The 26152-nt window shown below is 39.5% G+C and carries 24 protein-coding genes; all 24 read right to left on the reverse strand.

Annotated elements, in window-relative coordinates; all coding sequences use genetic code 11:
- Positions 1 to 80: 80 nt before the first annotated feature.
- A complete protein-coding gene (locus CEQ83_RS19870; protein ID WP_013058799.1) occupies positions 81 to 947 on the reverse strand; it encodes a 2-oxoacid:ferredoxin oxidoreductase subunit beta in 867 nt (288 codons plus the stop codon).
- Entirely contained in the window at positions 934 to 2691 is a 1758-nt protein-coding gene (locus tag CEQ83_RS19875) for a 2-oxoacid:acceptor oxidoreductase subunit alpha (RefSeq protein WP_013058800.1), read from the reverse strand. Before CEQ83_RS19875 ends, CEQ83_RS19870 begins: the two co-directional genes overlap by 14 nt.
- A gap of 17 nt (positions 2692 to 2708) precedes the next feature.
- Positions 2709 to 2885: a hypothetical protein gene (locus tag CEQ83_RS19880; RefSeq protein WP_155017479.1), complete on the reverse strand. Its 177-nt coding sequence runs from the start codon at positions 2883 to 2885 to the stop codon at positions 2709 to 2711.
- Between the two features lie 185 nt (positions 2886 to 3070).
- On the reverse strand, positions 3071 to 3988 hold the full coding sequence (locus CEQ83_RS19885; protein ID WP_042991934.1) for a dipeptidase: 918 nt from the start codon (positions 3986 to 3988) through the stop codon (positions 3071 to 3073).
- A gap of 75 nt (positions 3989 to 4063) precedes the next feature.
- Positions 4064 to 4324: a stage V sporulation protein SpoVS gene (gene spoVS, locus CEQ83_RS19890; protein WP_003181955.1), complete on the reverse strand. Its 261-nt coding sequence runs from the start codon at positions 4322 to 4324 to the stop codon at positions 4064 to 4066.
- Positions 4325 to 4547: 223 nt separating this feature from the next.
- A complete protein-coding gene (locus tag CEQ83_RS19895) occupies positions 4548 to 5345 on the reverse strand; it encodes a TIGR00282 family metallophosphoesterase (RefSeq protein WP_028411380.1) in 798 nt (265 codons plus the stop codon).
- Positions 5346 to 5426: 81 nt separating this feature from the next.
- Positions 5427 to 6986, reverse strand: coding sequence for a ribonuclease Y (gene rny, locus CEQ83_RS19900; RefSeq protein ID WP_013058803.1), 1560 nt, complete (start codon positions 6984 to 6986; stop codon positions 5427 to 5429).
- 280 nt (positions 6987 to 7266) lie between these two features.
- The gene (gene recA / locus CEQ83_RS19905) at positions 7267 to 8304 is read right to left on the reverse strand and encodes a recombinase RecA (protein ID WP_013058804.1); all 1038 of its coding nucleotides are present in this window, start codon (positions 8302 to 8304) and stop codon (positions 7267 to 7269) included.
- Positions 8305 to 8503: 199 nt separating this feature from the next.
- Positions 8504 to 9745, reverse strand: coding sequence for a competence/damage-inducible protein A (locus CEQ83_RS19910; protein ID WP_028411381.1), 1242 nt, complete (start codon positions 9743 to 9745; stop codon positions 8504 to 8506).
- Positions 9746 to 9761: 16 nt separating this feature from the next.
- Complete coding sequence (gene pgsA / locus CEQ83_RS19915) at positions 9762 to 10346, reverse strand: CDP-diacylglycerol--glycerol-3-phosphate 3-phosphatidyltransferase (protein ID WP_028411382.1); 585 nt, start codon at positions 10344 to 10346, stop codon at positions 9762 to 9764.
- Between the two features lie 144 nt (positions 10347 to 10490).
- Complete coding sequence (locus tag CEQ83_RS19920; protein ID WP_223546233.1) at positions 10491 to 11474, reverse strand: helix-turn-helix domain-containing protein; 984 nt, start codon at positions 11472 to 11474, stop codon at positions 10491 to 10493.
- A gap of 12 nt (positions 11475 to 11486) precedes the next feature.
- Positions 11487 to 12278 carry a DUF3388 domain-containing protein gene (locus CEQ83_RS19925; protein ID WP_028411383.1) on the reverse strand — a complete coding sequence of 264 codons (792 nt, stop codon included), beginning with the start codon at positions 12276 to 12278 and terminating at the stop codon, positions 11487 to 11489.
- 213 nt (positions 12279 to 12491) lie between these two features.
- Entirely contained in the window at positions 12492 to 12752 is a 261-nt protein-coding gene (locus CEQ83_RS19930) for a DUF3243 domain-containing protein (RefSeq protein WP_013058809.1), read from the reverse strand.
- A gap of 65 nt (positions 12753 to 12817) precedes the next feature.
- Positions 12818 to 13543: an elongation factor P 5-aminopentanone reductase gene (ymfI, locus tag CEQ83_RS19935; RefSeq protein ID WP_028411384.1), complete on the reverse strand. Its 726-nt coding sequence runs from the start codon at positions 13541 to 13543 to the stop codon at positions 12818 to 12820.
- 63 nt (positions 13544 to 13606) lie between these two features.
- Positions 13607 to 14890 (reverse strand): EF-P 5-aminopentanol modification-associated protein YfmH, encoded by a 1284-nt coding sequence (gene yfmH, locus CEQ83_RS19940; protein WP_025750276.1) that lies wholly within the window; start codon positions 14888 to 14890, stop codon positions 13607 to 13609.
- On the reverse strand, positions 14877 to 16172 hold the full coding sequence (gene yfmF, locus CEQ83_RS19945; protein WP_028411385.1) for an EF-P 5-aminopentanol modification-associated protein YfmF: 1296 nt from the start codon (positions 16170 to 16172) through the stop codon (positions 14877 to 14879). Before yfmF ends, yfmH begins: the two co-directional genes overlap by 14 nt.
- Positions 16173 to 16430: 258 nt before the next feature.
- The gene (locus tag CEQ83_RS19950) at positions 16431 to 17390 is read right to left on the reverse strand and encodes an ABC transporter permease (protein WP_013084750.1); all 960 of its coding nucleotides are present in this window, start codon (positions 17388 to 17390) and stop codon (positions 16431 to 16433) included.
- Positions 17387 to 18448, reverse strand: coding sequence for an ABC transporter permease (locus tag CEQ83_RS19955; protein ID WP_098999597.1), 1062 nt, complete (start codon positions 18446 to 18448; stop codon positions 17387 to 17389). The genes CEQ83_RS19950 and CEQ83_RS19955 overlap by 4 nt, the downstream gene beginning before the upstream one ends.
- The gene (locus tag CEQ83_RS19960) at positions 18445 to 19974 is read right to left on the reverse strand and encodes an ABC transporter ATP-binding protein (protein ID WP_028411387.1); all 1530 of its coding nucleotides are present in this window, start codon (positions 19972 to 19974) and stop codon (positions 18445 to 18447) included. Before CEQ83_RS19960 ends, CEQ83_RS19955 begins: the two co-directional genes overlap by 4 nt.
- A 119-nt stretch (positions 19975 to 20093) precedes the next feature.
- Positions 20094 to 21182: a BMP family lipoprotein gene (locus tag CEQ83_RS19965; protein WP_071271111.1), complete on the reverse strand. Its 1089-nt coding sequence runs from the start codon at positions 21180 to 21182 to the stop codon at positions 20094 to 20096.
- A gap of 133 nt (positions 21183 to 21315) precedes the next feature.
- Positions 21316 to 22041, reverse strand: a complete 726-nt coding sequence (locus CEQ83_RS19970; protein WP_028411389.1) for a GntR family transcriptional regulator — start codon at positions 22039 to 22041, stop codon at positions 21316 to 21318.
- A 640-nt stretch (positions 22042 to 22681) separates the two neighbouring features.
- Positions 22682 to 25039, reverse strand: a complete 2358-nt coding sequence (locus CEQ83_RS19975) for an FtsK/SpoIIIE family DNA translocase (protein WP_047749914.1) — start codon at positions 25037 to 25039, stop codon at positions 22682 to 22684.
- A gap of 138 nt (positions 25040 to 25177) precedes the next feature.
- Complete coding sequence (locus tag CEQ83_RS19980; protein WP_028411391.1) at positions 25178 to 25387, reverse strand: YlzJ-like family protein; 210 nt, start codon at positions 25385 to 25387, stop codon at positions 25178 to 25180.
- Positions 25384 to 26136 (reverse strand): ClpP family protease, encoded by a 753-nt coding sequence (locus CEQ83_RS19985; protein ID WP_013058820.1) that lies wholly within the window; start codon positions 26134 to 26136, stop codon positions 25384 to 25386. Before CEQ83_RS19985 ends, CEQ83_RS19980 begins: the two co-directional genes overlap by 4 nt.
- Between the last annotated feature and the right edge of the window lie 16 nt (positions 26137 to 26152).

Consider the following 26152-nt stretch of genomic DNA (forward strand, 5'->3'; position numbering starts at 1 on the left):
ACGAGCTGGATTCTCCATTAAGAATCTCAATTTACCGTTCGGATTTTCCCTCTACTAAACTGCTTTTATTGCAGCCTCTTTTACATAAATTCAGCCACTAGCTCATCAAATTTTTCCTCAGTCATACCTAAGTCTGCTTTTGACAGCGGCTCTTCACTATAGCCGTGAACAAGCTGCTGATACGACGGCTGATGCGCATTTTGATAAATAAGCCCTGTTACTAAGCCATTATGCTCCATTAACGTCTGCATAGCTTGCATACGATTGTTTGCATCATAACCTTCAATTGTGCTAAGACTAGTTAGGTTTTCTTTAAACCAATCATACGTGTTCACTTTGTTATACGTTACGCACGGGCTAAATACGTTAATTAAAGAAAAACCTTTATGCTGAATGCCTTGTTCAATTAAGCTTGTTAACTCTTTTAAATTCGTTGAAAAGCTTTGCGCTACAAACGTTGCCCCGGAAGTTAACGCCAGCTCCATGACAGATAAAGACGACTCAATTGATCCTTCAGGCGTACTTTTTGTCTTGAATCCTACTTCACTGCGAGGAGATGTTTGTCCTTTTGTTAAACCATAGATTTGGTTATCCATTACGATATACGTTACATCGATGTTTCGGCGAATCGCATGTACCGTGTGTCCCATACCGATAGCAAACCCATCTCCATCACCGCCAGATGCGATAACGGTTAAATCACGATTAGCCATTTTTACACCTTGAGCGATTGGAAGCGCACGTCCGTGAATACCGTGAAAACCATATGAATTAATATAACCAGAGATACGTCCAGAGCATCCAATACCTGAAATAACAGCAAGCTCATGAGGTTCTAAACCTACGTTAGCAGATGCGCGTTGAATGGCTGCTTGTACGGAGAAATCTCCACACCCCGGACACCAGTTAGGTTTTACACTGTTACGAAAATCTTTAAACGTTGCCATTTAACACAAACATCTCCTTACTTTTTGCGTATACTTCTTGCGGAAGAAATGGATTTCCATCGTACTTCAATACGCTTTGAATTTTATCATGACTTGCGATATTCATTTTTAAAATATTAGCAAGCTGTCCAGTAGCATTGTTTTCAACGACAACTACTTTTTTAGCTCCTTGCACGTAAGGAAGCAGTTCGTCAGCTGGGAAAGGATGAATTAAACGAATGTGAGCGTGATTTACTTTTATACCGTCCTGTTCCAAACGTTCCATTGCCTCTTCAATAACTCCACGCGTCGAATTAAATCCAACAAATAAAATATCAGACTCTTTTTCATGAGAGTGAACATGAATTGGCGTATTAAAACGAATTCCTTTTGTTTTACGAAGACGCTTATTCATTTGATCATCGCGGTTCACCGGAGATTCAGATGGCTTTCCTGTCTCATCATGTTCTACTCCCGTTACGTGATGAATGCCATGCTTCATTCCTGGAATGACGCGTGGTGATACGCCGTCTTCTGTTACGCGGTAGCGCTTGTAGTATTGTTTTTCTTCCAACTCTTCTAGCTCTCCTTGCTGAAGCTTGCCGCGGCGGATTTCAACGCGGTTATAGTCAAGCGGTTCTACCGACTGTTTCCCAAGTGAAAGCTGTAAATCCGTTAGCATAATAACTGGACACTGATATTCTTCTGCTAAGTTAAACGCTTCAATCGTATCGTAGAATGCTTCTTCAACCGTACTTGGCGCCATGACGATCTTCGGAATTTCACCGTGCGTACCGTAAATCATAGCCATTAAGTCAGACTGTTCTTGCTTAGTTGGAAGCCCTGTACTTGGACCGCCGCGCTGCGTATCAATAATCACAACAGGCTGCTCAGTGATGCCCGCTAATCCAATCGACTCCATCATTAATGATAGACCAGGTCCAGCTGATGCTGTCAGCGCACGTACGCCTGCATAGTTAGCTCCGATAGCCATCGTACATGCTGCGATTTCATCTTCTGTTTGAATAACAGTTCCACCGAATTGAGGAAGCTTTTTAATTAAGTATTCCATGATTTCTGAAGCAGGGGTAATTGGATATGCTGGCATAAAACGAGCCCCACCGGCTAAAGCACCTAGTGCAATCGCATCGTTTCCAATCATAAACATACGTTTTTTACCATCCGCTGGATCTAGTTTCATTGTTTCTAATTGTTCGCCTAGCTGTTCACGAATGTAATCTGCACCTTTTTTAATAGCTTCCATGTTTTTTTGTACAACTTTTTGGCCCTTTTTACCGAAGATTTCAAGCACTACTTCTTCAAATACTTCTGTGTCAATATGAAGCACAGCACTTGAAGCGCCTACAGCAACCATGTTCTTCATTAGCGACGTTCCTAGTTCCGTTGCAATTTCTGTAAACGGAACAGCGTATAGCGTAGCAGTTGTACATGTTTCGGGCAGACTTGGGTTGAATTTCGCATCTGCAATTACAACGCCTCCTACGCGCAGCTCATGGACGTTTACATCGATGGTTTCCTGATCGAACGCAACTAAAATATCCAAATCATCTGACACAGATCGAACCTGAGTTGTACTCACTCGGATCTTATTATTTGTATGTCCACCTTTGATACGAGAAGAAAAATGACGATAGCCGTATAAGTAATAACCTAATCGATTTAAAGCGGTTGAAAAGATTTCTCCCGTACTTTCGATTCCCTCACCCTGCTGTCCGCCAACTTTCCATGAAAGTTGCTGTACCATAAATCAACGCCACTCCTTTAATTGCTCTTAATATAGAAATCTATTTTATTGATAAAAACTGAAAAAAGTAAATTAGCAAACGATTTCATTTGCTTCTGCATTTCACGAACAAAAATCATCCGCAAAACTCCCACAGCACCTTGTCGCTGTGCAGGATACGTTTCTGCGTGAACAGCTCCATAATCCGTTTTCAATTTTATTCCGATTGCCAGAAAAATGCAACCCTTTCCATTGAATTCTCAATCGTTTTAATTATATTTATATTTAATGAATAAGATGAAGTTTTTTAATGATCTTTTCTGTCTTCACATGAGGCATTAGTATATAAATATCTTCTATAAAAAAAGAGCTTTTCCAAGAAGAAAAAGCTCTTTTTTTATTAGCTGCATACACGATCAGCAAAGTTTTGAAACAGAAAACGTTTTACCTGCTCCTCAGTGTAATGCTTAAGGAGTTCTTCGATTAAATTCGTATACTGTTCATATCTTCCGAGACGATGAACCGTTTTGTCAATGCCGTCAAAGTCAGAGCCAAAACCAACGGAGTATTCGCCTCCTCTTTCACACATGTAATCAAGGTGACGGATCACATCCGCTATTTGCGCTTTGGCAGAGCTCGTTAAAAATTCAGGGACAAACGTGATGCCAATCACGCCGTTTCGCTTTATTAAAGCATGAATTTGATCGTCTCTTAAATTCCGGGGATGAGAACACAATACGTGTGAATTGGAATGAGTAGCCACTACATATTGCGCTAGCTCAATCACATCCCAAAAACCTCTTACCGATAAATGAGAGACATCCGTCCACACTTTATGTTCATTATTCAATTCAACAACTTCTCTTCCAAAAGAAGATAACCCCGCGCCTCGAGGTTCTAAAATACCGTCACACACAGCATTGCTGTAATTCCATGTCAAACCTACTGAACGTACACCCAGTGAAAAAAGTGTCTTTAAACGAACTAAACTGGTATCAATGGCATCGCACCCTTCAAGCGTCAGCATTGCTCCTATTTCACCTTTTTTTAAGCTATCTATATCGTGCTTTGAACGAACCCATTTCACACCGGGAAGCGATAAAATATGACTCTGAAACAGCTGGATCATTTCTAACGCAACATCAAAGCGTTGAGCTGCCGGAACCGCTTCTGGAATATAAATAGCGAATAGCTGAACTTTCCCTTTTGCTTTTTTTATTCCTTCTAACGTCACATGCAGCGCTAAATCATATGTAAAAGATAAACGTTTATTTAACCAGAGCTTCATCAATACATCACAATGAGCATCAAATATCACAACCCACACCCCTTTAGCTCTATACAAAAAGGACCTGTTTGGCTTCTGCGCTTTACAGGTCCGTGGTTTTTATAATTATCGCGGCTCTACAATTAATTTAATGGCTGTTCGCTCTTCTCCATCAATTTGAATATCTGTAAAAGCTGGGATGCAGATTAAATCAACCCCACTTGGTGCAACGAACCCTCTTGCGATTGCTACAGCTTTTACTGCTTGATTAAGCGCCCCGGCCCCAATGGCTTGAATTTCTGCTGCGCCGCGTTCGCGCAGCACGCCTGCTAAGGCACCAGCAACTGAATTTGGATTAGACTTTGCTGAAACTTTTAATATTTCCATATCTAGCTCCTCCTTATTCTTTACAATGTATGATGAGAGATCATTAGACCAATGACTTAATTGATTTCAATGTTACTATATTCACGATATGTCAAACGTATTCCTGCTTGTTTTTCCTAAATATTCAAAAACTTATATTTCTACACCTTTCTTTTTTCTTTTTACGTTTTTGACAAAATAAAAAAGCCAACGTATCGTCTTTCGACACATTGACTTTTTCCCTTTATTCAAAAAACGGATGGTCTTCGTTGATTAAAATTCGCTCTGTTTTTGTTGCTTTCCCCGTCTTTTGATCAATATCAATAACGATTCCACTAAGCTGCGTTCTTCCTTCTTTTGGCACTTCAAATCGAACAGGAAGAGACGTTAAAAAACGCTTAATAACTGCTTCGCGCTCCATCCCTAAAATGCCGTCATAAGGTCCCGTCATTCCTACGTCAGAGATGTAGGCTGTTCCTTTTGGCAATATACGATTGTCAGCTGTTTGAACGTGCGTATGAGTGCCGACAACAGCGCTGACACGACCGTCCACATACCAGCTAATCGCTTGCTTTTCACTTGTTGTTTCAGCATGAAAATCAATAAAAATAAGCGGAGTGCGCTGACGTGCTTCTTCAATCAGTTCATCTGCTTTTTGAAATGGACAATCAAGCGGAGCCATAAACGTGCGCCCTTGTAAATTAATCACGGCTACCTCAAGCTGATTGTACGTAAAATACGTAATTCCCTTGCCCGGTGTACCTTCAGGAAAATTAGCTGGACGAACAAGATTTTTTGCATCGTCAATAAAATCAAAAATTTCACGTTTGTCCCACGCATGGTTACCAAGAGTAATAATGTTAGCCCCTGCTTGTAAGAACTGACGATAAATCTTTTCGGTAATTCCTTTTCCTGAAGCTGCATTTTCTCCATTCACAATTGTAAGTCCCGGAGAGTATTTTCTTTTTAATCTCGGTAAATATTCTTCAACCATTTCACGGCCTGGAGAACCAACTACGTCTCCAATAAATAAAATTCTCATGTAAAAGCTCCTATACTTCATTCTTAATCTGCATCTTCATCTCTACGAAAAAAAATAAAGTGGCGAAACGCCACTTCATTTTTATTTTGCATACTCTACTGCTCTTGTTTCGCGAATAACCGTTACTTTGATGTGGCCAGGATAATCCAGCTCATCTTCAATTCGTTTTCGGATATCTCGAGCAAGTCGATGCGCTTCTAGATCACCAATCGTATCTGGTTTCACCATAATACGAACTTCACGCCCTGCTTGAATTGCAAATGATTTTTCAACGCCTTCATAAGACTCTGAAATTTCTTCTAACTTTTCAAGACGACGAATGTAGTTTTCTAACGTCTCACTGCGAGCACCTGGTCTTGCAGCAGATAATGCATCCGCTGCTGCAACTAGTACAGCAATGATTGATGTTGGTTCTGTATCTCCATGGTGAGAAGCAATCGCGTTAATAACAACCGGATGTTCTTTATACTTTGTAGCTAATTCAACACCGATTTCTACGTGGCTTCCTTCTACCTCATGGTCAATTGCTTTACCAATATCATGTAACAATCCTGCTCGTTTGGCTAACGTTTCATCTTCACCTAATTCAGCAGCCATAAGTCCTGATAAATGCGCTACTTCCATTGAATGTTTCAGCACATTTTGACCATAGCTTGTTCTAAATTTTAAGCGCCCAAGAATTTTCATCAAGTCTGGGTGCAACCCATGAACACCGACTTCAAACGTCGTTTGTTCACCGACTTCACGAATATATTCGTCCACTTCGCGGCGAGATTTTTCAACCATTTCTTCAATACGTGCGGGATGGATACGACCATCTTGAACGAGTTTATCAAGTGCAATTCTTGCTGTCTCACGACGAATTGGGTCAAATCCTGATAAAATAACTGCTTCTGGCGTATCATCAATAATAAGATCAATTCCTGTCAAAGTTTCAAGCGTACGGATGTTTCGACCTTCTCGACCGATAATTCGGCCTTTCATTTCGTCATTTGGCAAGTTAACAACTGAGACAGTCGTTTCAGCAACATGATCTGCTGCGCAACGCTGAATAGCAAGTGAAAGAATTTCTTTCGCCTTTTTATCGGCGTCTTCTTTTGCACGGTTTTCTGTTTCTTTTACCATTATTGCAATGTCGTGGGAAAGTTCATTTTCAACACGATCTAAAATAATCGCTCTTGCATCTTCTCTTGTTAAGCTTGAAATGCGCTCTAGCTCTGTTTGCTGTGCACGTACTACTTCTTCAACTTTGCTTTCCATCTCTTCAATATGCTGTTGTTTAACAGTAAGAGAATCATCTTTCTTTTCAAGTAACGCTTCACGTTTATCAAGTGATTCGTCTTTACGATCAAGATTTTCCTCTTTTTGCATTAATCGATTTTCTTGTTTTTGAAGTTCTGCTCGACGATCACGAATATCTTGTTCTGCCTCTGTACGAAGCTGATGGATTTCATCCTTCGCTTCTAGTAAAGCTTCTTTTTTCAAAGCTTCCGCCTCGCGGGTTCCTTCATCAATAATTTGTTCTGCACTAGACTTTGCTCCCGCAATTTTAGCTTCAGCAATCGATTTACAAACAAAAAAGCCAACAACTGCACCGACGATTAGGCCAAGCAAAGCGAAGATGATTGTATTAGTATCCATCATTTCACCTCCCCTTGCTATAAACTTGTAAGTTTTAAATTTCATGTCGGCATGTACATCGTATTCACCTTTCAATATACACACAAAGGCTTTTAAACGCTAAAATGTTTTAAAAAGGGAAAATATACATCTTAATTGTAAATCTGTGCATTTTTATTGTCAAGCCTGCCTCTACAGTATATATTGAAATTTCGCATGTTACTTTTCTAGCATTAACAATTTTTACAAAAAAAAGACCCCTTCTTTGAAATAGAGGAGTCTTTTTTTATCTCGCAGCAAATTAAATATTTAAATCGCCTTGATCGTCATCCTCAGGAGCTGGCTCTCCATCTTGGTCTAAACCATGATGTTCACGCACTTGTCCCGCAATTTCCTGACGAATATCAGTATTTTCTTTTAAGAATTGCTTTGCATTTTCACGGCCTTGACCTAGACGCTCGTCATTATATGAATACCAAGATCCACTTTTTTGGACAATATCTAGTTCAGAAGCGATATCCAAAATTTCACCCTCTTTTGAAATACCTTCTCCGTACATAATATCTACTTCGGCAGCACGGAAAGGCGGAGCTACTTTATTTTTCACAACTTTAATTCTTGTTTTGTTACCTACGATATCATTTCCTTGCTTTAACTGCTCTGCACGACGCACTTCTAGACGCACTGAAGAGTAGAATTTAAGCGCACGTCCACCAGGAGTTGTTTCAGGGTTACCAAACATTACGCCGACTTTTTCACGAATTTGGTTAATAAAGATAGCGATTGTTTTAGACTTGTTAATAGCTCCAGATAGTTTACGCAATGCTTGAGACATTAAACGAGCTTGTAGACCCACGTGAGAGTCTCCCATTTCTCCTTCAATTTCCGCTTTTGGCACTAACGCTGCTACTGAGTCAACAACAATAATATCTACTGCGCCGCTTCGAACTAAAGCTTCAGCGATTTCTAAAGCTTGTTCTCCTGTATCAGGCTGAGATAATAACAGCTCATCAATATTAACACCTAATTTTTGAGCATATACAGGATCTAACGCGTGCTCCGCATCGATAAATGCAGCCTGTCCGCCCTGCTGTTGAACTTCTGCAATCGCGTGAAGAGCAACTGTTGTTTTACCTGAGCTTTCTGGGCCATATACTTCCACCACACGTCCACGTGGATATCCACCTACGCCTAAAGCTATATCTAATGCTAATGAACCACTTGGAATTGTAGAAATTCTTTTTTCCGTTTGTTCACCTAATTTCATAATTGAACCTTTACCAAATTGCTTTTCAATTTGCTTTAAAGCCATATCAAGGGCTGCTTGACGATCGTTCACTCAATTTCCTCCTCTATCTCTTTGAAATCATCTATAAACTGCAAACTTACTACGATGTAGTAGCAATGTCGAATTAACAACTTTCTATAACTTACTATACTAGTTTTTAGGTCGTTTGACAAGCAAAAAGCGAATAAATGTTCGTTTTTTATAAAATTAAAAAAAGGCTGCTTTGGTAAAACTAAGCAGCCTTTTTTCTTTATTTTTTTATCGTCTTCAATACGTAATGACAGCCGTAATTAACCGTTCGTGAACGAATTCCTTGGCGGCTTCCAGATAGCTGCAAACTGTAAACTTGAGGAGTTTGATCCTTATAAGCGACCCCTATATGCACTGTTCCTACAGGGTGTCCTTCTTGTTTAGAGGGTCCAGCTACACCCGTAAAACCGATGCCAATATCCGTTTTGTATAACTGTTGAATACGCTGAGCCATTTCAGCCGCGCACTGCTCGCTAACAGCTCCGTACTGATTCAGCGTGTGTTCGCTCACTCCGAGAATATTTTGCTTGATTTCATAATGATAGGCTACCAGGCTGCCTTTAACAACTTCTCCAGCACCTGAAACAGTTGTTAAACGTTCGCTGAATAACCCGCCGGTTAAACTTTCGGCTGAAGCAATCGTCAAGCCTTGTGCCGTTAATTCTTTTACCAATTCATTATGTAAAGAAGTTGCTTCGTATCCATATAAATACTCGCCTACGCGCTCTGAAATGGTTTTTTCCACTTCGTCTAACATGCGCTGTGCTTCAGCAGCATCAGCGTGCTTAGCAGTTAAGCGAAGCGTCACTTCTCCATCTCCTGCAAGCGGTGCAATCGTCGGGTTTGTTTGCGCATCAAGCAAATCTTCAATTTCCGTCTCAAGCTGTGATTCTCCTATTCCGAAAAAACGAAGAACGCGTGATTCAATACTTTCTTTTAATTCAAGCTTTTGAGCTAAAAATTCTTGACCATATGCTTCATACATTGGATAGAGCTCTTTTGGCGGCCCTGGGAATAGCATATAGTGTTTTCCCTCTACTGTAAGCCCCATACCTGGAGCCATTCCGTAATCATTAGGGAGCACTGTCGAACCTTCAAGTACAATTGCCTGTTTTTTATTGTTAGGTGTCATGATACGATTTGACTGTTTGAAATAGGCTTCAATGCTTTCAAGTGCTTCCGCATTTGTTGTCAACTCTACTCCTAGCACACTCGCAATTGTTTCTTTTGTTAAATCATCTTTTGTAGGACCAAGCCCGCCTGTGAAAATAATTAACTCTGCACGTGTTTGAGCTGTAGCAATCACTTCTTTCAAGCGCTGTGCATTATCTCCTACTACTGTATGATAGTAAACATTAATTCCAAGTTCGGCTAATTTTTTCGATAAATACTGAGCGTTTGTATTGGCAATTTGCCCAAGCAGCAGCTCAGAGCCGACTCCAATAATTTCAGCGTTCATCATATCATCTCCATCTTACTTATTTTGAATTAACAAAAGCCTGTTTGTTTTTAGCAAAGTAGTCCCAGCCTGAAATAACCGTAAAAATCACTGAGATCCAAAGCATTACGCTAGCAAACGGAATGGAAATCCATTCAAAAGGCAAGTTGTACAACAGAATAGCTGAAATAGCTAAAATTTGAGTCCATGTTTTAATTTTACCTAACATATTGGCTGCTACAACTTCTCCTTCCCCTGCTAGTACAAGTCTTAAACCTGTGATAGCAAATTCACGGCTAATAATGATGATAGCAGCCCATCCTGCACCTGCAATTAAATCTAAGTCAACAATAGCTACAAGCGCAGCTGAAACCAACAGCTTGTCTGCTAGTGGATCTAAAAACTTGCCCAAGTTTGTGACTAAATCGTACTTTCTTGCATAGTATCCGTCGATCCAGTCTGTTGTAGATGCAATAATAAATAATGCCGCCCCTAATAGATGAGCGATCGGAATCTCTTTTCCTGCTGCCTCCACTGTGCCAAATGGTAGCGGCACCATCATAAAAATGAGGAATACGGGAATTAGAAAAATTCGCGAAATGGTAATCTTGTTTGGTAAATTCACTTCTTCTGCCTCCAATTACTGTTACAAACTGAAAGCGTGCAAACGAAGTTGTTTGCACGGCTTTGGTTTTATTATAGCGTGAATGAGTGTTTAATTCACATATTATCTTTATTTACACCCTGACCACTTTTTAAAACAGGCTGTTTACTGTGCTTCTGCCGGCTGATATTGAATCGTTACAACTTGTCGAACTTGCTTGGATGAATCAAACGGCAAGTCAACCGCTTTTCCATTTACTTTTAACTCTACTCCAGGTGAATAACCGATGTTGACACGAGCTTCCGTTTCTTTCGTCAAATCAAATTCTTTTGTTTCACCTTTTTTTAGAATGGAGCTAAAGAAAGCATTTCCTTTTCCATTTTTCACATCTAACCAAGTATCTGCTTGAGTGGATGTTACTTCTAGGTTAAATGCATCTGTACCGGAAAGAGCATACGTAGCACTTCTGCCTGTTTTTTGAACTTCCTTGTATTCTTGTTTACCGCTGTCTTTCTTTTCTTTTTCAGCTTTTTCTTTCTCAGCTTTTTCTTTTGCGGCTTTTTCTTTTTCAGCTTTTTCTTTTTCTTGTTCTTTCTTATCAGCAGCACTTTGTTCATCTTCTGACTTGCTATTGTCATTTTTTGCAGTAGTTTCATTCGTTTCTTCCTGCGTGTTAGACTGCTGAACTTCGCTGTTTGGAGCTTCTTGGTTAGCCTGCTCCTTGTTTTTATCCGAGACGATATTTTGAGCGATTACCCAAATAATAATCCCAACAACTACAACTCCCGCCACCACTAGAACAGTTGGAAGGTAGTCATATGCTTTTGAAACTCCTTTTGTATGCTGAGGAATTTCTTTGCGGCTGCGAACGCGCGAAAGCTGCTGCGGCATGTCTTCTGTTTGAGTTGAAGGAATGTCTGATTTGTATTCTTCAAAAATAGCATCTGTGTCCAACCCAATTGCTTCGCAGTATTGCTTAATAAACGCTCGTACGTAAAATTTCCCTGGCATAACCTCATAATTGCCTTCTTCAATGCCAAGTAAATAGCGTTTTTGAATTTTCGTTAGTTTTTGTAAATCCTCTAACGACAATCCTTTGCTTTCTCGTTCTTGTCTTAACCTTTGTCCTAACTCTGTCAATGCTAACACCTACCAATTATGCTAAAAATCAAACATCGATAATCCACCGTCTTGAAACATTTGAGGACCTTCCATTATTTCATATGTAATCTTCTCATTGGGGTCATTTCTTATTTCAATAATGTAGGCAAAATCATCTAACGAATACTCGGTATTTTGTACAAATACATCCGGATGCTCCACGATTTTTGTCGCGGGTACATTCATTACTTCTCGAACAAGCTGCCAGTGCTTTTCATTCGCTCGTTTGGTCGATACAATCCCGTCAATGATAAAAATATTATCAGCGTTGTATTCGTCAGCAATAAGCTGACTGCGAATCGTTTGTTTTAAGAGTGTAGAAGACACAAAAAGCCACCTTTTGTTCGCACATACGCTAGCTGCTACAATGGATTCAGTTTTGCCTACTCGCGGCATACCTCGAATACCGATAAGCTTATGACCTTCTTGTTTAAACAGTTCCGCCATAAAATCTACGAGCAAACCTAATTCATCTCTTACGAAACGGAATGTCTTTTTATCATCTGCGTCACGCTGAATATAGCGACCGTGACGCACTGCTAACTTATCACGCAATTTAGGCGGTCTCATTTTTGTCACAATGATATTATCCATTGTTTTCAAAATAGATTCAAGCCTGTCTATTTGCTCATGTGAATCACAGCGCAGCAATAATCCACGGCGAATATCATCCACTCCATTAATTGTGACAATATTAATTGACAACATTCCAAGAAGCGATGAAATATCACCTAAAAGACCCGGACGATTTTTTTGTATTTGATATTCTAAATACCACTCAATTTTCTCCATCAAACCCCTCCCATTTCTTGGCTGGCCTTCGAGAGGTGCCCCCTTTTTTTCACCTAGTTTAACTATAAATGATTTCCATTATATTATAAACCCTAAAGGCAAGTAGTTCTACATTTGTTATGTATGTAAGCGCTTATTTATTTGTACTATTTAATTCTAAGAAAAAAGGAGCTTTCACACGCGGTGAATTAGCTCCTTTTTAGAAACGATAACTTATTTTACTGATCCGTTATTTTGAACTAATTTCACCATGCTGCTCGCAATCGCATGCTGCTCTTCTTTAGAAGCAACGCTCCAAAGGTCTGCTAAAATTCGCTCTTGATCATTTTTTGCATCAACTTGGTTTGCTAAATATCCACCAATTTGATAAGCAAGATCATGAATAACTTCTTCTTGCATTCCTTCGTTTTGTGCATGATGTAAACGGTCGCCTAAAAAATCTTTCCAGCTATCCCAGTTTTCTAATACTGACATGAGTAGCCCTCCTTAAGGTTTATTCATATCATAGTTTGTACCTTGTTTTTAATTTTATGCACACTTTATATGTACCAACCGCCATTAACCGATAATATTTGTCCAGTTATATACGAAGCACGTGAAGATATTAAATATGAAACCGTATCTGCCACTTCTTTTGGATATCCTATTCTTCCTAAAGGGATCTCTTCAGCCAGCTCTTTAACCTCTTCTTTTGAATAGCTGGCCATCATATCCGTTTCAATCGCTCCGGGCGCAACTCCATTGACGCGAATTCCACTTAATGCAACCTCTTTTGCCAAAGCTTTTACAAACGTATTTTGGGCGCCTTTTACCATTGAATAAAGAACTTCAAACGAAGCTCCTGTAAGTCCCCAAATGGAAGAAATCATGATAATTTGTCCGCTTTTAGCACTGATCATTTTAGGCAGCAAAGCTTTTGTAATAACAAAGGGAGCCGTGATGTGAAGATAGATCATTTCTTCGGTTTCATTTGCCGAAGCATCTGTCATTAACCCGCTAACGCTTCGTCCGCTGTTATGAATAATAACTTCTACCGGAACAATAATCTCCTTTAAAAACTTCTCCACTCCCTCTTTACATGATAAATCCGCTTGTACTGTAAACACGGTTTTCACCTTTTCAGCTAGCTCATGTGCAAGCGCCTCTATTTTGTCTTTTCGTTGATGATAGTGCAAAATAAGCGAGTATCCATCTTCAGCCAATTGCTTAGCAATCGCTGTGCCAATTCCTCCGCTTGCACCTGTCACAAGGGCAAATTTCTCCATAGCCTTCTCTCCTTTACATGCAAAAAAGCTGATGAACATCAGCTTTTTTGGCAACAATCATCTTTATTTAGGTACTACTTCACAAACCGTAAAGTTCTTTTCATCAATAATCTCGTTTAGCACATCTTTTATTTCGTTTACCTTCAGTTTTTCTAGCGTTTCAACAATATCAAATAAATTCATATCATTAAACGCATAGCGTGTAAACTGATTAGCGATAAACTCAGGTGAGTTTAATGAACGTAAAAATCCGCCGATTTTCTTTTTACGAATACGTTCAAGTTCCTCTTCTGTTAGTGATTTTGTTTTCATTTCAAGTAAAATTTGTTTAACTCGATCATACAGCTGTTCGGGTTGATCCGTATCTCCTCCGATAAGAGCAAAACCAAATCCTCTTTCCTCCGTATAATCATACGCAAACGTTTCATCAATGAGTCCGTCTGCATACAACTCCTCATAGTACGAAGAGCTTTTTCCAAATGCATAATCTAAAATGATATTCATTGCTAACTCGTATTTAAGCATTTCTCCGCCTGAACGCTGCGGATTTTTCGCTTTTAGACCCACCATACATTTCGAAGACTGCACCGGCATTTTTAATACTTGTTTTTCTTGATCCACCGTTTCAGGCTCTTCGTCAAAATGACGCTGTATGTCAGAGATTTCTTTATAATCTTTTTTCTGCTGATTGTCTCGAACTTGCTTCATTACTTTTTCCGCATCAACAGGACCTACAATGAACAACAGCATGTTGCTCGGATGATAGAACGTTTCATAGCATGTGTACAGTAAATCTTTATTAATATGTGAAATCGATTCGATCGTGCCAGCAATATCAATTTTAACAGGATGGTTTTTGTACATATTTTGAATGGTACCAAAATACAAGCGCCAGTCCGGATTGTCGTCATACATTGTAATTTCTTGACCGATAATGCCTTTTTCTTTTTCTACCGTTTTTTCTGAGAAGTACGGCTCTTGTACAAAGTCCACTAATGTTTCAAGATTTTCTTCAAAGTTAGATGTACAGCTGAATAAGTAAGCTGTGCGGGTAAAAGAAGTAAATGCGTTGGCCGAAGCACCTTGTTTACTAAACTGCTGAAAGACATCTCCGTCTTCTTTTTCAAATAATTTATGCTCTAAAAAGTGGGCAATTCCATCCGGAACTTTTGTCATTTCATTTTCATTTAGCGGTACAAATTGATTGTCAATCGATCCGTAGTTTGTTGTAAAAGTGGCAAACGTTTTGTTAAACTCCGGTTTTGGCAAAATGTATACCTGCAGCCCGTTATCCATTTTTTCATGATACAGCTGTTCTTGAAGCTGCGAAAATTCAATTTTCTCCATTTTCTTCACCGCCCGTTCCTGTTAAGAAATAAATTGTATCCATTTCAATTTTCTCAGCCACTTTAATAATTTCCTGCTTAGATACCGCATCAATATGCTTTAAGTATTCATCAATTGAAATATCTTTACCCGTTAATTCATTATGATACATAACCTCTACTAGTCCTCGTGGAGTATCCACCGTTTCAAGCAGCTGGTTGTGAATAACGGCTTTCGTTTGAGCGATTTCGCCGTCTGTAAACGATCCTTGTTTCATTTCCTGCATTTGTTCTTTAATAATCGTAACAGCTTGGTCGTAATTTTTAGCATCAATACCCGACATGACCATTAGTAATCCTTTATGACTCTCTACTCTCGAAGCAGCATAGTAAGCTAAGCTCGCTTTTTCACGAACGTTAATAAATAGCTTGGAATGTGAGAACCCTCCGAATATCCCATTGAATACTTGAAGAGCAAAATACTGTCTATCTCCGTATACAACGTTTGTACGATAGCCAATATTTAATTTCCCTTGTTTGACTTCTTGTTTTTCCACCACTTCATTTACGTTCGAGATCTCTTTAGACGTGATAGAATCTTCAATGTCTTTTTGCTCGCGCTTTGGTAAAGTAAATGTTTCTTTTACTGTTTGTAAAACCTCTTCGACTTGCAAATCTCCAATAGCATAAAGGTGAATGGCATCTTCTTTTAACACCTGCTGATAATAGGCGTACAAACTTTCACCTGTAATTTCTTCCACATCGTCAATTTGACCGTTTACATGTAAAGAGTAAGGTTCTTCCTTACACATTTCTTCAACTAGTCTTAAATTAGCATAGCGCATTTTATCATCAAATACGGCTTGAATTCGCTGACGAAGCGAACGCTTTTCTTTTGTCATAATATCCGTTAAAAAAGAGTCCCCTTCAACTGCTGGCTTTAATAAAATATCGCCAAGAAGAGCTAACGCTTTTTGTAAAAGCGGAGTTGAATCTTTCAAATATTTTTCATTCGCTATATCAATGCGAATCGTAATATCGTGGTTATCACCTTTTTTTGTTAAGTCTACTTGTAAAGTAGCACCATAAAGCTCATCTAAATATGTACGAAGCTTTGTCGTAGACGGCAGCGACTCGGTAGCGCTTTGAAGCACATAAGGTAAAAGGGCACGCATTGTCACCGTTTTCTTATCTAAAGGGGCATTTAGTTTTAAAATGAACGTGTTTGTTTTGTACTTAGCTGTTTGAATGGTATGAACAGTCAATCCTTCTAGTTCATGTTTTTGTTCAGTCAATAATTTCATATATAAACCTCCTTTTAAATTTTGATGTATTAACTAGACAATACTTCTATTTTGAATCTTTAACGCTAATTTTAGTCTTATAACCACTATATCGAATTCAAGGAAACATTTTCAAGTAACTTGCCGCGCGCTTCCTCATTTCTTTTCATATTCTTTCTCTCAATGAAAAAAAGGCGGAGAAAAGAATATGATTTCTTTGTCTCCACCTTCTATATTTATCCAACTTTAGTCATTGTTAGACCTCGTATAGAGGATTTATTAGCGGCGGCCTTTTTCATAAGGAACGCCCAGCGCTTTAGGAGCCTCAGCACGTCCTACAAAACCAGTAAGCGCTAAGATTGTTAATACGTACGGTGCAATGGTTAAAAGGACGGATGGGATATCTTGAATAACCGGAATCTGAGCTCCCGTGATACTCAAAGACTGTGCTAATCCGAAAAACATGGCTGCACCTAAAGCACCAATAGGATGCCACTTCCCGAAAATCATGGCCGCAATAGCAAGGAACCCTTGTCCAGCAATCGTTCCCGCTGCAAAGTTTGTAGCGATAGACGTGGCATACACCGCTCCGCCGATTCCAGCGAACATGCCGGAAATCATAACGCCAACGTAACGCATTCTCACAACTTTGATCCCCATCGTGTCTGCTGCCATTGGGTGTTCACCAACTGAACGAAGACGGAGACCAAACGGCGTTTTATAAATGATGTACCATACAGCAAAAGCTAGCGCAATCGCAATATAAGACGTAATAGGAACGTTCGAAAACAGAATTTTACCGATTACTGGAATGTCTGATAAACCTGGAATACTTACTTTATCGATACGGAATTGAATAAAATCTGTTTGTCCTTTCCCAAAAATCTTTTTAATTAAAAAGATTGAAAGACCCGCAGCTAGAAAATTCAGGGCTACACCACTTACAGTTTGATCTGCTTTTAATGTAATGCTTGCAACAGCATGAATCAGCGAGAACACAGCGCAAACAACAGCCGCAATTACTATTGCTACCCACGGGGCCCAAGCACCTAATGAATCCTGAAGTAAAAGGGTTGAAACAATACCTGTGAACGCGCCAAACATCATCAGCCCTTCTAATCCAATGTTCACAACCCCGGAACGTTCACTAAATATCCCTCCGAGCGCGGTAAAGATAAGCGGTGCAGCTGAATATAGCGCCGCTGGAATAATAATGGCTAACACCTCTAAGAAGTTCATTTTGCTCCCCCCTTGCCTGCACGGCCAAGCACCCAGCGAATTAAATAACCAGATGCAACAAAAAAGATAATAAGCGCAATGACAATTTGAATTAATTCAGACGGTACGCCTGTCATAAAGTTCATTTGAGGAGCCGCAGTTTGCAGTCCTCCGAAAAAGAATGAAGCTAATAAAATTCCAATTGCGCTGTTAGCTCCTAAAAGGGCTACGGCAATACCGTCAAATCCCGTACCCGTAAACGCAGTGAATGTGCCCATATATTGAAATGTTCCAAGCCCTTCCATAGCCCCGGCAAGCCCGGCAAAAGCGCCTGAAATCGCCATGGATAACACAATGTTTCGGCCTACATTCATTCCTGCATACTGTGAAGCATGCTGATTAAAACCAACGGCTCTTAGCTCGAAGCCCTTAGCTGTTTTATTCAAAATAAACCACATTACGACGGCTGCAGCGATGGTAATAAGAATGCCGTAATGAAGGCGGGAGTTATTGGTTAACTGTGCTAAAAAGCTTGATGCTAAAGATGCCGATTCTTTAATATCATACGATTTTTCATTACCCGCGTATAAATACGTACGGATTAAGCTGCTCGTGGTGTAAAGGGCAATATAGTTCATCATGATGGAAACAATTACCTCATGAACATGAAATTTTGCTTTTAAAAATCCTGGAATAAACGCCCAAACTGCTCCAGCTGCAGCTGCTGCTAATACAGCTAAAGGAATATGAATGACTGCTGGTAAATCAAACGCATACCCAACCCATACTGAAGCCAACCAGCCAACTAAAAGCTGTCCTTCTACTCCAATGTTAAAGAGACCGGTTTTATAAGCAAACGCAACCGCAATACCGGCCAGAGCAAGAGGAGTCATGGCACGAATCGTTTCTCCAATGGCTTTTGGCGTCCCAAACATCCCGTCAAAAAGAGATTGATAGCCAAGCATTGGATCATAGCCGCCTAGTAACATAATAACCGCTCCGGCAATGAGTCCTAATATGGCCGATACAACAGGGATCAAAATCATCATTACACGTTCATTTTTCACAAGTTTATTCATGCTGTTCCACCCGCTTTCTCACGCGTACCGCCTGCCATTAATAGACCTAACTCTTGTTCATTCGTTTCTTTTGGATCTACAATGTCAACTATTTTCCCTTCATAAATAACCGCAATGCGATCGCTTAGATTCATTACTTCATCTAGTTCTAGCGAAACGAGCAGCACTGCCCGTCCTTTATCTCGTTCTTCAATCAGCTTTTTATGAATAAATTCAATGGCTCCTACATCCAGCCCCCTCGTTGGCTGAGCTGCAATTAATAGTTCCGGACTGCGGTCTACTTCACGGGCAATAATGGCTTTTTGCTGATTTCCGCCCGATAGCGATCGCGCTTGCGTATATTCACTAGGGGTTCGCACATCATATTCTGCAATTAACTCTTTTGCTTTTTTATACAGCTCTTTATAATTCAAAATACCTGATTTAGACATCGGCTTTTGATAATACGTTTGAAGACCGATATTTTCACCAATTGTGTAATCTAATACAAGCCCGTGCTTATGGCGATCCTGCGGAATATGTCCTACTCCTGACTCCGTAATTTTACGCGTGGATAACGTAGACAGTTCTTGATTTTTTAACGTGACCGAGCCCGACTTTATTTTTCTTAGACCCGTAATTGCCTCAATCAGCTCTGTTTGGCCATTTCCATCCACACCCGCGATGCCTACAATTTCGCCTGCTCGAACGCTTAGATCAAGTGAACTTACAGCCTCTACTCCTCGGCTGTCTTCTACTACTAATTCTTTTATTGTTAACACAGCTTCTTTTGGAGTCGCTGTTTTCTTTTCAGTTTTAAAATGTACTTCTCTTCCGACCATTAAAGCAGCAAGTTCATCAGGGTTGGTCTCTTGCACATTTACCGTACCAACCCCGACACCTTTTCGAATAATTGTACAGCGGTCACACACTGACATAATTTCTTTTAATTTATGCGTAATTAAAATAATCGACTTTCCTTCTTGAATTAATTTTTTCATAATTTGAATTAATTCCGTAATTTCCTGAGGTGTTAAGGCGGCAGTAGGTTCATCAAAAATAAGAATGTCGGCTCCTCTGTAAAGCGTCTTTAAAATTTCCACTCGCTGCTGCATGCCAACTGAGATATCTTGAATCTTCGCATATGGATCTACCGATAATCCATATTGATTTGAAAGCTCTTGAATATCTTGAGCTGCTTTTTTAATATTGATTTTCCCCGTTCGCGTCGGTTCGTTCCCAAGAATAATATTTTCTGTGACTGTAAAGTTTTGAACAAGCATAAAGTGCTGATGAACCATTCCAATTCCTAAGTCATTCGCTACGTTAGGGTCCGTGATTTTGACTTCTTGGCCGTTTACACGAATCTGCCCTTTTTCAGGCTGATAAAGCCCAAATAAAACGTTCATCAGCGTTGACTTACCTGCACCATTTTCTCCTAACAAAGCATGAATTTCTCCCTTTTTTACTTGGAGTGTAATATTGTCATTAGCGACAATACCGGGAAACTCTTTGCGAATATCTAGCATTTCAATAACATATTCCACTACTTTCACTCCCTATTCCTTCCTGCTACAGGATTCTGTCTTCCGTTTTTCGGCTATGAAAAAGGCTAGTTTTCACTAGCCTTTTATACTCATATAATCATTGCTTAACAGATATCAGCTTATTTTTTAAGCGTTTTTTCAAACTCTTTAAATTCTTTATCCGTTTGAGGCACTGTAATGTCACCGTCTAGAATTTTTTGCTTATACTCATCAACTGCTTTTAACGCATCTTTGCTTACATTATCTTGTGATGGAGCAATTCCCACTCCGTCTTCTTTTAAGCCAAACACAACCTCTTTACCGCCTGGGAATTTGTCGTCCATTGCTTTTTTTGCAACATCTTCTACAGCCAGGTCAACGCGTTTTACCATCGAAGTTAACGTTACGTTTTCAGGCATACCTTCTTCATGCTGATCGCGGTCAACTCCAATTACCCAAACCTTTTTGTCTTTACCGCCTTTTGAACGGTTTTTAGCTTCTGTAAATACGCCGTTTCCAGTACCGCCAGCCGCTTGATAAATAATATCAGCGCCTTTGCTGTAAATGGTAGAAGCGATAGCTGAGCCTTTTTCTGGAGAGTTAAAACTTTCCGCGTATTGAGAAATAACTTCAGCGTCTGGGTTTACAGATTTAACACCTGCTTTAAATCCGTTTTCAAACTTCTTGATTAATGGAGATTCAACGCCTCCGATAAAGCCGATTTTGTTCGTTTTCGTTTGTTTCGCTGCCACTACACCTACTAAGAAAGAGCCCTGCTCTTCTTTAAATAGAATGCTCGCCACGTTATCTAAGTTTTCTGACTTTAATGTATCGTCTACTAATGCAAAGTTAGCATCTGGATACTGCTTTGCTGCTTTTTTAATGTCTTCTTTTAACAAAAAGCCAATTCCATACGTCAAGTTGTAGCCACTCTCAGCAAATTTAGAAAGGTTGCTCTCGTATTCAGATGCTTTTGTAGACTGCAAATATTTGTATCCAGTCCCTTCATCAAGTCCGTTGTCTTTCCCAAACTTTGTTAGACCTTCCCAAGCAGATTGGTTAAACGATTTATCATCTACCCCGCCCGTATCTGTTACCATTCCCACTTTAAAATCCGCTGCTTTTTTATCTCCGCTGCTCTTATCTGCGTCGTTTGAGCCACACGCGCTTAAAAGTGTTCCTGCCGCTAATACTAGTGATAATGCAAGTCCCGTTTTACGTTTTAACATGTTTTAACCCCCTGAATAGTTTTAAAAGTATAAAGCCAATTTTCTATTTCGTCCCTGTGACCTACATTTGACACCTCCTTAAAAGGACAATATTAAATAGTTGTAAATTTTCTGACATTTAACCATAAAAAAACTAGACGCGTTTACGCAGTACTTGGAAACTAAATTGATCTGCTTTAAAATAATTGATGGAATATAAAATGGGTTCATCATACTGGTCATAATGCATTTGTTTCAGCACAAGCAAAGCGGTTTCTGGCTCGCATTGTAAAATAGGAGAAACTTTTTCATGATAGCCTAGAGGCTCAATATTTGCCACGGCGTATGAAATGTGCTTTCCTGCTTGTTTTTCAAGAATTTCTAACAAAGATTCCTGTTTATATTCGAAATTTTCAGGCAATATTTTTTGAGGAACCTTGTCCATGCAATATACAACAGGCTCTCCGTTTGCCGTTCTCACCCGTTCAACAAATAAAATCTGTTCGTCTTCCCCGCAAGCAAAACGTGTTAAATCATTTTCAGACAACTCTTGTATTTGAGAAGATAAGAAGATTGTTCCGGCCTTCATACCAGCTTGTTCAATCATATGTGTTATACTATTTAATTGCTCAATCCCTGACAAAAAAGTAGGCTTCGTGTTGACAAATGTTCCCACGCCGTGTCTGCGAACAATAATATTCTCTTCTTCTAATATGCGAAGTGCCTCACGTAGCGTTGCGCGGCTAACCCCTAGCTGCTTTGATAAATCAAACTCTGAAGGGAGTCTTTCCTTTTCTTTAAAAATTCCTTTTTCTATATTTTGTTTAATTTTATCAATCACTTGTAAATACAAGTGCCGATTATCCGCACGTATAGACATCACTCTTCCTCCATATTAAAAAGTCATCAGACCTCTGATGTTCGACTACTTAATCGAAAATAATATATCATTTTTCGACAGATAAATAAATAGGTTATATTAATTTTTTGTTAAAATTTTTAATATTTTTTAAAAAAAATGAATTTTTGTTATTTTTTAATGTCAGCATACCTAACAACCTACTTTTCTTCTAATATTAGATAAAACCCAAACATTTTAGTCATTAAATTTTTTAATATTCGTTTTTATTTTATTTATTTAGCATGACATATTTTTGTATAATACTATTCTTACCGTCTCTTCTTCCATAAAAAAATGAGGTTGAGACATAACTAAATGAATCCAATCTAAAGACAAACAAATAAGATACATGAGCTGAAACGCTTGCGACACCGCAGTTGATTTCCGTGCAGGACTTCGGTTTCCACGGGCGGGCGATGGGCCTCCTCGTCGCTTACGCTTTTCCCGCAGGAGTCTTCACCTTGTCTTTCAGTCAACTGCTAGAAGGAACGAAACGGATGAAACCTATATTCACCCTAACAAAAAAAACGAACCGCTAATCAGACATGTTGATTAGTGATTCGTTTTTCACTTAGGCTAAAATACTTTTGTCCCAGCTCCATCTTTTCTAATAACCTTATTAAGATCCAACATCTTCATTTTGCTGAGAAATCAACACCGAACGCGGCTTACTTCCTTCGTAAGGCCCAACCACTCCACGATCTTCCATCGCATCGATTAAGCGTGCAGCCCGGTTATAGCCAATTCGAAAGCGTCGCTGCAGCATAGAAACAGAAGCTGTTTGCATTTCTGCCACAAGCTGAACCGCTTCGTCATACAGCTCATCTGCAAAATCATCGACTTGTTCAGGGGCATCTGTTGGAATCATTTCTTCTTGATACTGTGCTTTTTGCTGTGCAATTACAAAATCAACAATCTCTTCTACTTCTTCATCTGATAAAAAGGCACCTTGCACACGCACAGGTTTTGAAGCTCCAACAGGCATGAACAGCATATCTCCTCTTCCTAGAAGCTTCTCAGCTCCTCCCATATCTAGGATCGTACGAGAGTCAGTTTGTGAAGATACACTAAAAGCGATTCGGGAAGGAATGTTTGCTTTAATAACTCCAGTAATAACATCTACTGATGGTCGCTGTGTAGCAATAATCAAATGAATGCCGGCAGCACGAGCCATTTGAGCAAGACGTGTGATCGAATCTTCGACGTCAGATGAAGCAACCATCATCAAGTCAGCCAACTCATCAACAATCACCACAATATAAGGAAGAGTCGGCTGTTTTGCATCGGCGTCTCCATCATCATTCATACGTTTTACTAAATCGTTATACCCTTCAATGTTTCTCGTTCCGCTGTGTGAGAACAACTCATAACGTCGCTCCATCTCACTTACAACTTTCTTTAATGCTTGAGAAGCTTTTTTCGGATCTGTTACGACAGGAGCCAATAAATGCGGAATACCATTGTACATATTCAACTCAACCATTTTAGGGTCAATCATCATTAATTTTACTTCATGAGGCTTTGTTCTCATTAAAATACTAATAATAATACCGTTGATACACACACTTTTTCCGCTTCCTGTTGCCCCTGCTACAAGCATATGAGGCATTTTATTAAGCTCTGCTAGCACAGCTTCGCCTGAAATATCTCTTCCTAAACCAACTAATAGCTTTTTATCAGGTCGGTTATTTTCAGTCGCTTCAAGTACTTCTCTAAGTGAAACCATCGCTACTTCTTCGTTCGGCACTTCAATTCCTACCGCTGATTTCCCGGGAATTGGAGCTTCAATCCGAATATCTTTGGCAGCTAATGCAAGTGCTAAATCATCACTTAAATTAACAATCTTACTTACTTTTACTCCTACATCAGGATATACTTCATATTTTGTAACAGCTGGTCCAAGGTGAACTTTTGCCACTTTTGCTTTTACGCCGAAACTTTGAAACGTTTTTTCAAGCTTTTCGGCATTTTTATAAATGTTTTTATGCTCTTTTGCCTGGTTACTTTTCTTTGGCATCGTCAATAGCTTGATAGGAGGAAGCTCATACTCTTTATTTTCCGTTTCAGTAAAGGTAATCATAGGAGCTTTTTCTTCTTCCTGTTCCTTTTGCGGCCTTGGCTGTTGAGGTGCAGCAGCTACAGGCTTCGATTCCATAACCGGAGGCACCGGAGCTATAGGAGCAGCAGGAGATTGACTAGACTCTTCCTCTCCATAATCAAAGTGTTCAATAATTGGAGGCGAAGGTGCTTCCACTTCTATTTCCACGCTTTCTTCAGGTTCTTGAACAGCTTTTTCTTGGCGTCTCTTTTTTGTTGTTTTAGGGGCTTTTTTCTTCTTATGTTTCCACGTCTGAATATCTTGCCAGCCTTCTTTTAACTCCGTTGTTAAAAAATTAACTAGAGGTGACAGAAGTTTTAATACCGTTTCGTGAAGCGAACGTCCGGTAATGAGCAGTACCCCAATCACAATAAGCAAGGCAGCGATAAGTTCTGTTCCTAAGCTATCAAACAGATAGTAGAACATGGCAAACATAATAGCTCCTATCATCCCTCCCCCTAAATCACTGTGATTCGATTGTCCCGTTGCTTCGAGCATATACAAATCCCACGTATTCATAATGACAGATGGATCTGTAAACGTTCCGTTTTTCGATAAATTTTCAAATAACGTCACGTGACTAAACAGTAAAATAGATAAAATAATGAGGTATGTACCGATAAGCTGCCGCGTCACTAAAGGAGGCATTTCTCTTTTCCAAATAATATAAACAGATAGAATAACCATTCCGATTAAACACAGCATATACCATTCGCCAATAAATAAGCGTACCACGAGTACAAGAGCCTGTCCTACAGCACCGAGTCCTGCCATGGCAATTAACGTTAACGCTAATAAAAATAATCCAATAAGCTCAAAGCGCAATATGCGTTTCCATTCATCCTTTTTTATTTGACCTCTTCGTTTTTTCTTTGCCATTTTTCCACTCCAATCAACGTCCAACACCCTATGTTGATTTTGTTTCTTTTATCAGTTGAATAAAAAAGCAGCCAATACAGCGGCTGCCTTCTTCGTCATATTCATTATACCATATTCACCATAATTATACTGAAATCCTTACGACAAAATTTGACCAGGATAATAATTTTCATTCAAATAATCTTGAGGATTCGTGCTTAAAACCCTCACAATTTGCTGTTGTTTTTGTTCATTTTCTTCAACGATAACCGGGATTCCATTATGATTAATAAGCTTTGGCTGAGATTGTTCTTGATGATAAGACTGCTGAAAAATCAGTTCTTGTGGCATCATTGTATATAAAATCATTGCAGCAGCTGCTCCTCATTCTGACGTCCTTGCTCAATCAGTTCATTCAATTTTTTGATTGCTTGAGCAACTCCGCCTACTTCGTTAATTAACCCGTATGAAACAGCATCTCCGCCAACTACATTTGTCCCGATATCACGCGTTAAGTTCCCTTTTGAAAACATAAGTTCTTTAAACTTTTCTTCTGAAATATGAGAGTGTTCTCTCACAAAGTTAATCACGCGCTCTTGCATTTTATCTAAGTATTCGAATGTTTGCGGTACACCAATAACAAGACCCGTTAAGCGAATGGGATGAATGGTCATGGTCGCTGTACCGGCAATATACGAATAATCAGTTGAAACCGCAATTGGAACACCGATTGAATGTCCGCCTCCTAGCACAATGGACACAGAAGGCTTGGATAACGAAGCGATCATTTCCGCAATGGCAAGACCTGCTTCTACATCTCCACCTACTGTATTCAAAATAATAAGCAATCCTTCAATTTTTGGATTTTGTTCAATCGCCACAATTTGCGGGATGACATGCTCATATTTTGTCGTTTTATTTTGAGGAGGCAGCTGCATGTGCCCTTCGATTTGTCCTACAATCGTTAAACAGTGAATATTAGAATCCTGAGGAAGCTGAGCCACGTTGGTCTGTCCCAATTGTTGAATTTTATCTAATATTCCGCCCTTGCTTTCTTCATTTTTATTAGGCTGCTGAGGCGCTTCATCAGAATGTAATCTTTCGTTATTTTCAAACATATTCTAGCTCCTTTCA

Source organism: Priestia megaterium (assembly GCF_009497655.1).
Lineage (GTDB): Bacteria > Bacillota > Bacilli > Bacillales > Bacillaceae_H > Priestia > Priestia zanthoxyli.

What these genes read in the sequence shown, in the direction of transcription:
- CEQ83_RS19870 (WP_013058799.1), bottom strand. Translation starts at nt 947, where the DNA reads ATGGCAACGTTTAAAGATTTTCGTAACAGTGTAAAACCTAACTGGTGT.
- CEQ83_RS19875 (WP_013058800.1), bottom strand. Translation starts at nt 2,691, where the DNA reads ATGGTACAGCAACTTTCATGGAAAGTTGGCGGACAGCAGGGTGAGGGA.
- spoVS (WP_003181955.1), bottom strand. Translation starts at nt 4,324, where the DNA reads ATGGAAATATTAAAAGTTTCAGCAAAGTCTAATCCAAATTCAGTTGCT.
- CEQ83_RS19895 (WP_028411380.1), bottom strand. Translation starts at nt 5,345, where the DNA reads ATGAGAATTTTATTTATTGGAGACGTAGTTGGTTCTCCAGGCCGTGAA.
- rny (WP_013058803.1), bottom strand. Translation starts at nt 6,986, where the DNA reads ATGGATACTAATACAATCATCTTCGCTTTGCTTGGCCTAATCGTCGGT.
- CEQ83_RS19910 (WP_028411381.1), bottom strand. Translation starts at nt 9,745, where the DNA reads ATGATGAACGCTGAAATTATTGGAGTCGGCTCTGAGCTGCTGCTTGGG.
- CEQ83_RS19925 (WP_028411383.1), bottom strand. Translation starts at nt 12,278, where the DNA reads ATGGAGAAAATTGAGTGGTATTTAGAATATCAAATACAAAAAAATCGT.
- CEQ83_RS19930 (WP_013058809.1), bottom strand. Translation starts at nt 12,752, where the DNA reads ATGTCAGTATTAGAAAACTGGGATAGCTGGAAAGATTTTTTAGGCGAC.
- ymfI (WP_028411384.1), bottom strand. Translation starts at nt 13,543, where the DNA reads ATGGAGAAATTTGCCCTTGTGACAGGTGCAAGCGGAGGAATTGGCACA.
- yfmH (WP_025750276.1), bottom strand. Translation starts at nt 14,890, where the DNA reads ATGGAGAAAATTGAATTTTCGCAGCTTCAAGAACAGCTGTATCATGAA.
- yfmF (WP_028411385.1), bottom strand. Translation starts at nt 16,172, where the DNA reads ATGAAATTATTGACTGAACAAAAACATGAACTAGAAGGATTGACTGTT.
- CEQ83_RS19950 (WP_013084750.1), bottom strand. Translation starts at nt 17,390, where the DNA reads ATGAACTTCTTAGAGGTGTTAGCCATTATTATTCCAGCGGCGCTATAT.
- CEQ83_RS19955 (WP_098999597.1), bottom strand. Translation starts at nt 18,448, where the DNA reads ATGAATAAACTTGTGAAAAATGAACGTGTAATGATGATTTTGATCCCT.
- CEQ83_RS19965 (WP_071271111.1), bottom strand. Translation starts at nt 21,182, where the DNA reads ATGTTAAAACGTAAAACGGGACTTGCATTATCACTAGTATTAGCGGCA.
- CEQ83_RS19970 (WP_028411389.1), bottom strand. Translation starts at nt 22,041, where the DNA reads ATGTCTATACGTGCGGATAATCGGCACTTGTATTTACAAGTGATTGAT.
- CEQ83_RS19975 (WP_047749914.1), bottom strand. Translation starts at nt 25,039, where the DNA reads ATGGCAAAGAAAAAACGAAGAGGTCAAATAAAAAAGGATGAATGGAAA.
- CEQ83_RS19980 (WP_028411391.1), bottom strand. Translation starts at nt 25,387, where the DNA reads ATGATTTTATATACAATGATGCCACAAGAACTGATTTTTCAGCAGTCT.
- CEQ83_RS19985 (WP_013058820.1), bottom strand. Translation starts at nt 26,136, where the DNA reads ATGTTTGAAAATAACGAAAGATTACATTCTGATGAAGCGCCTCAGCAG.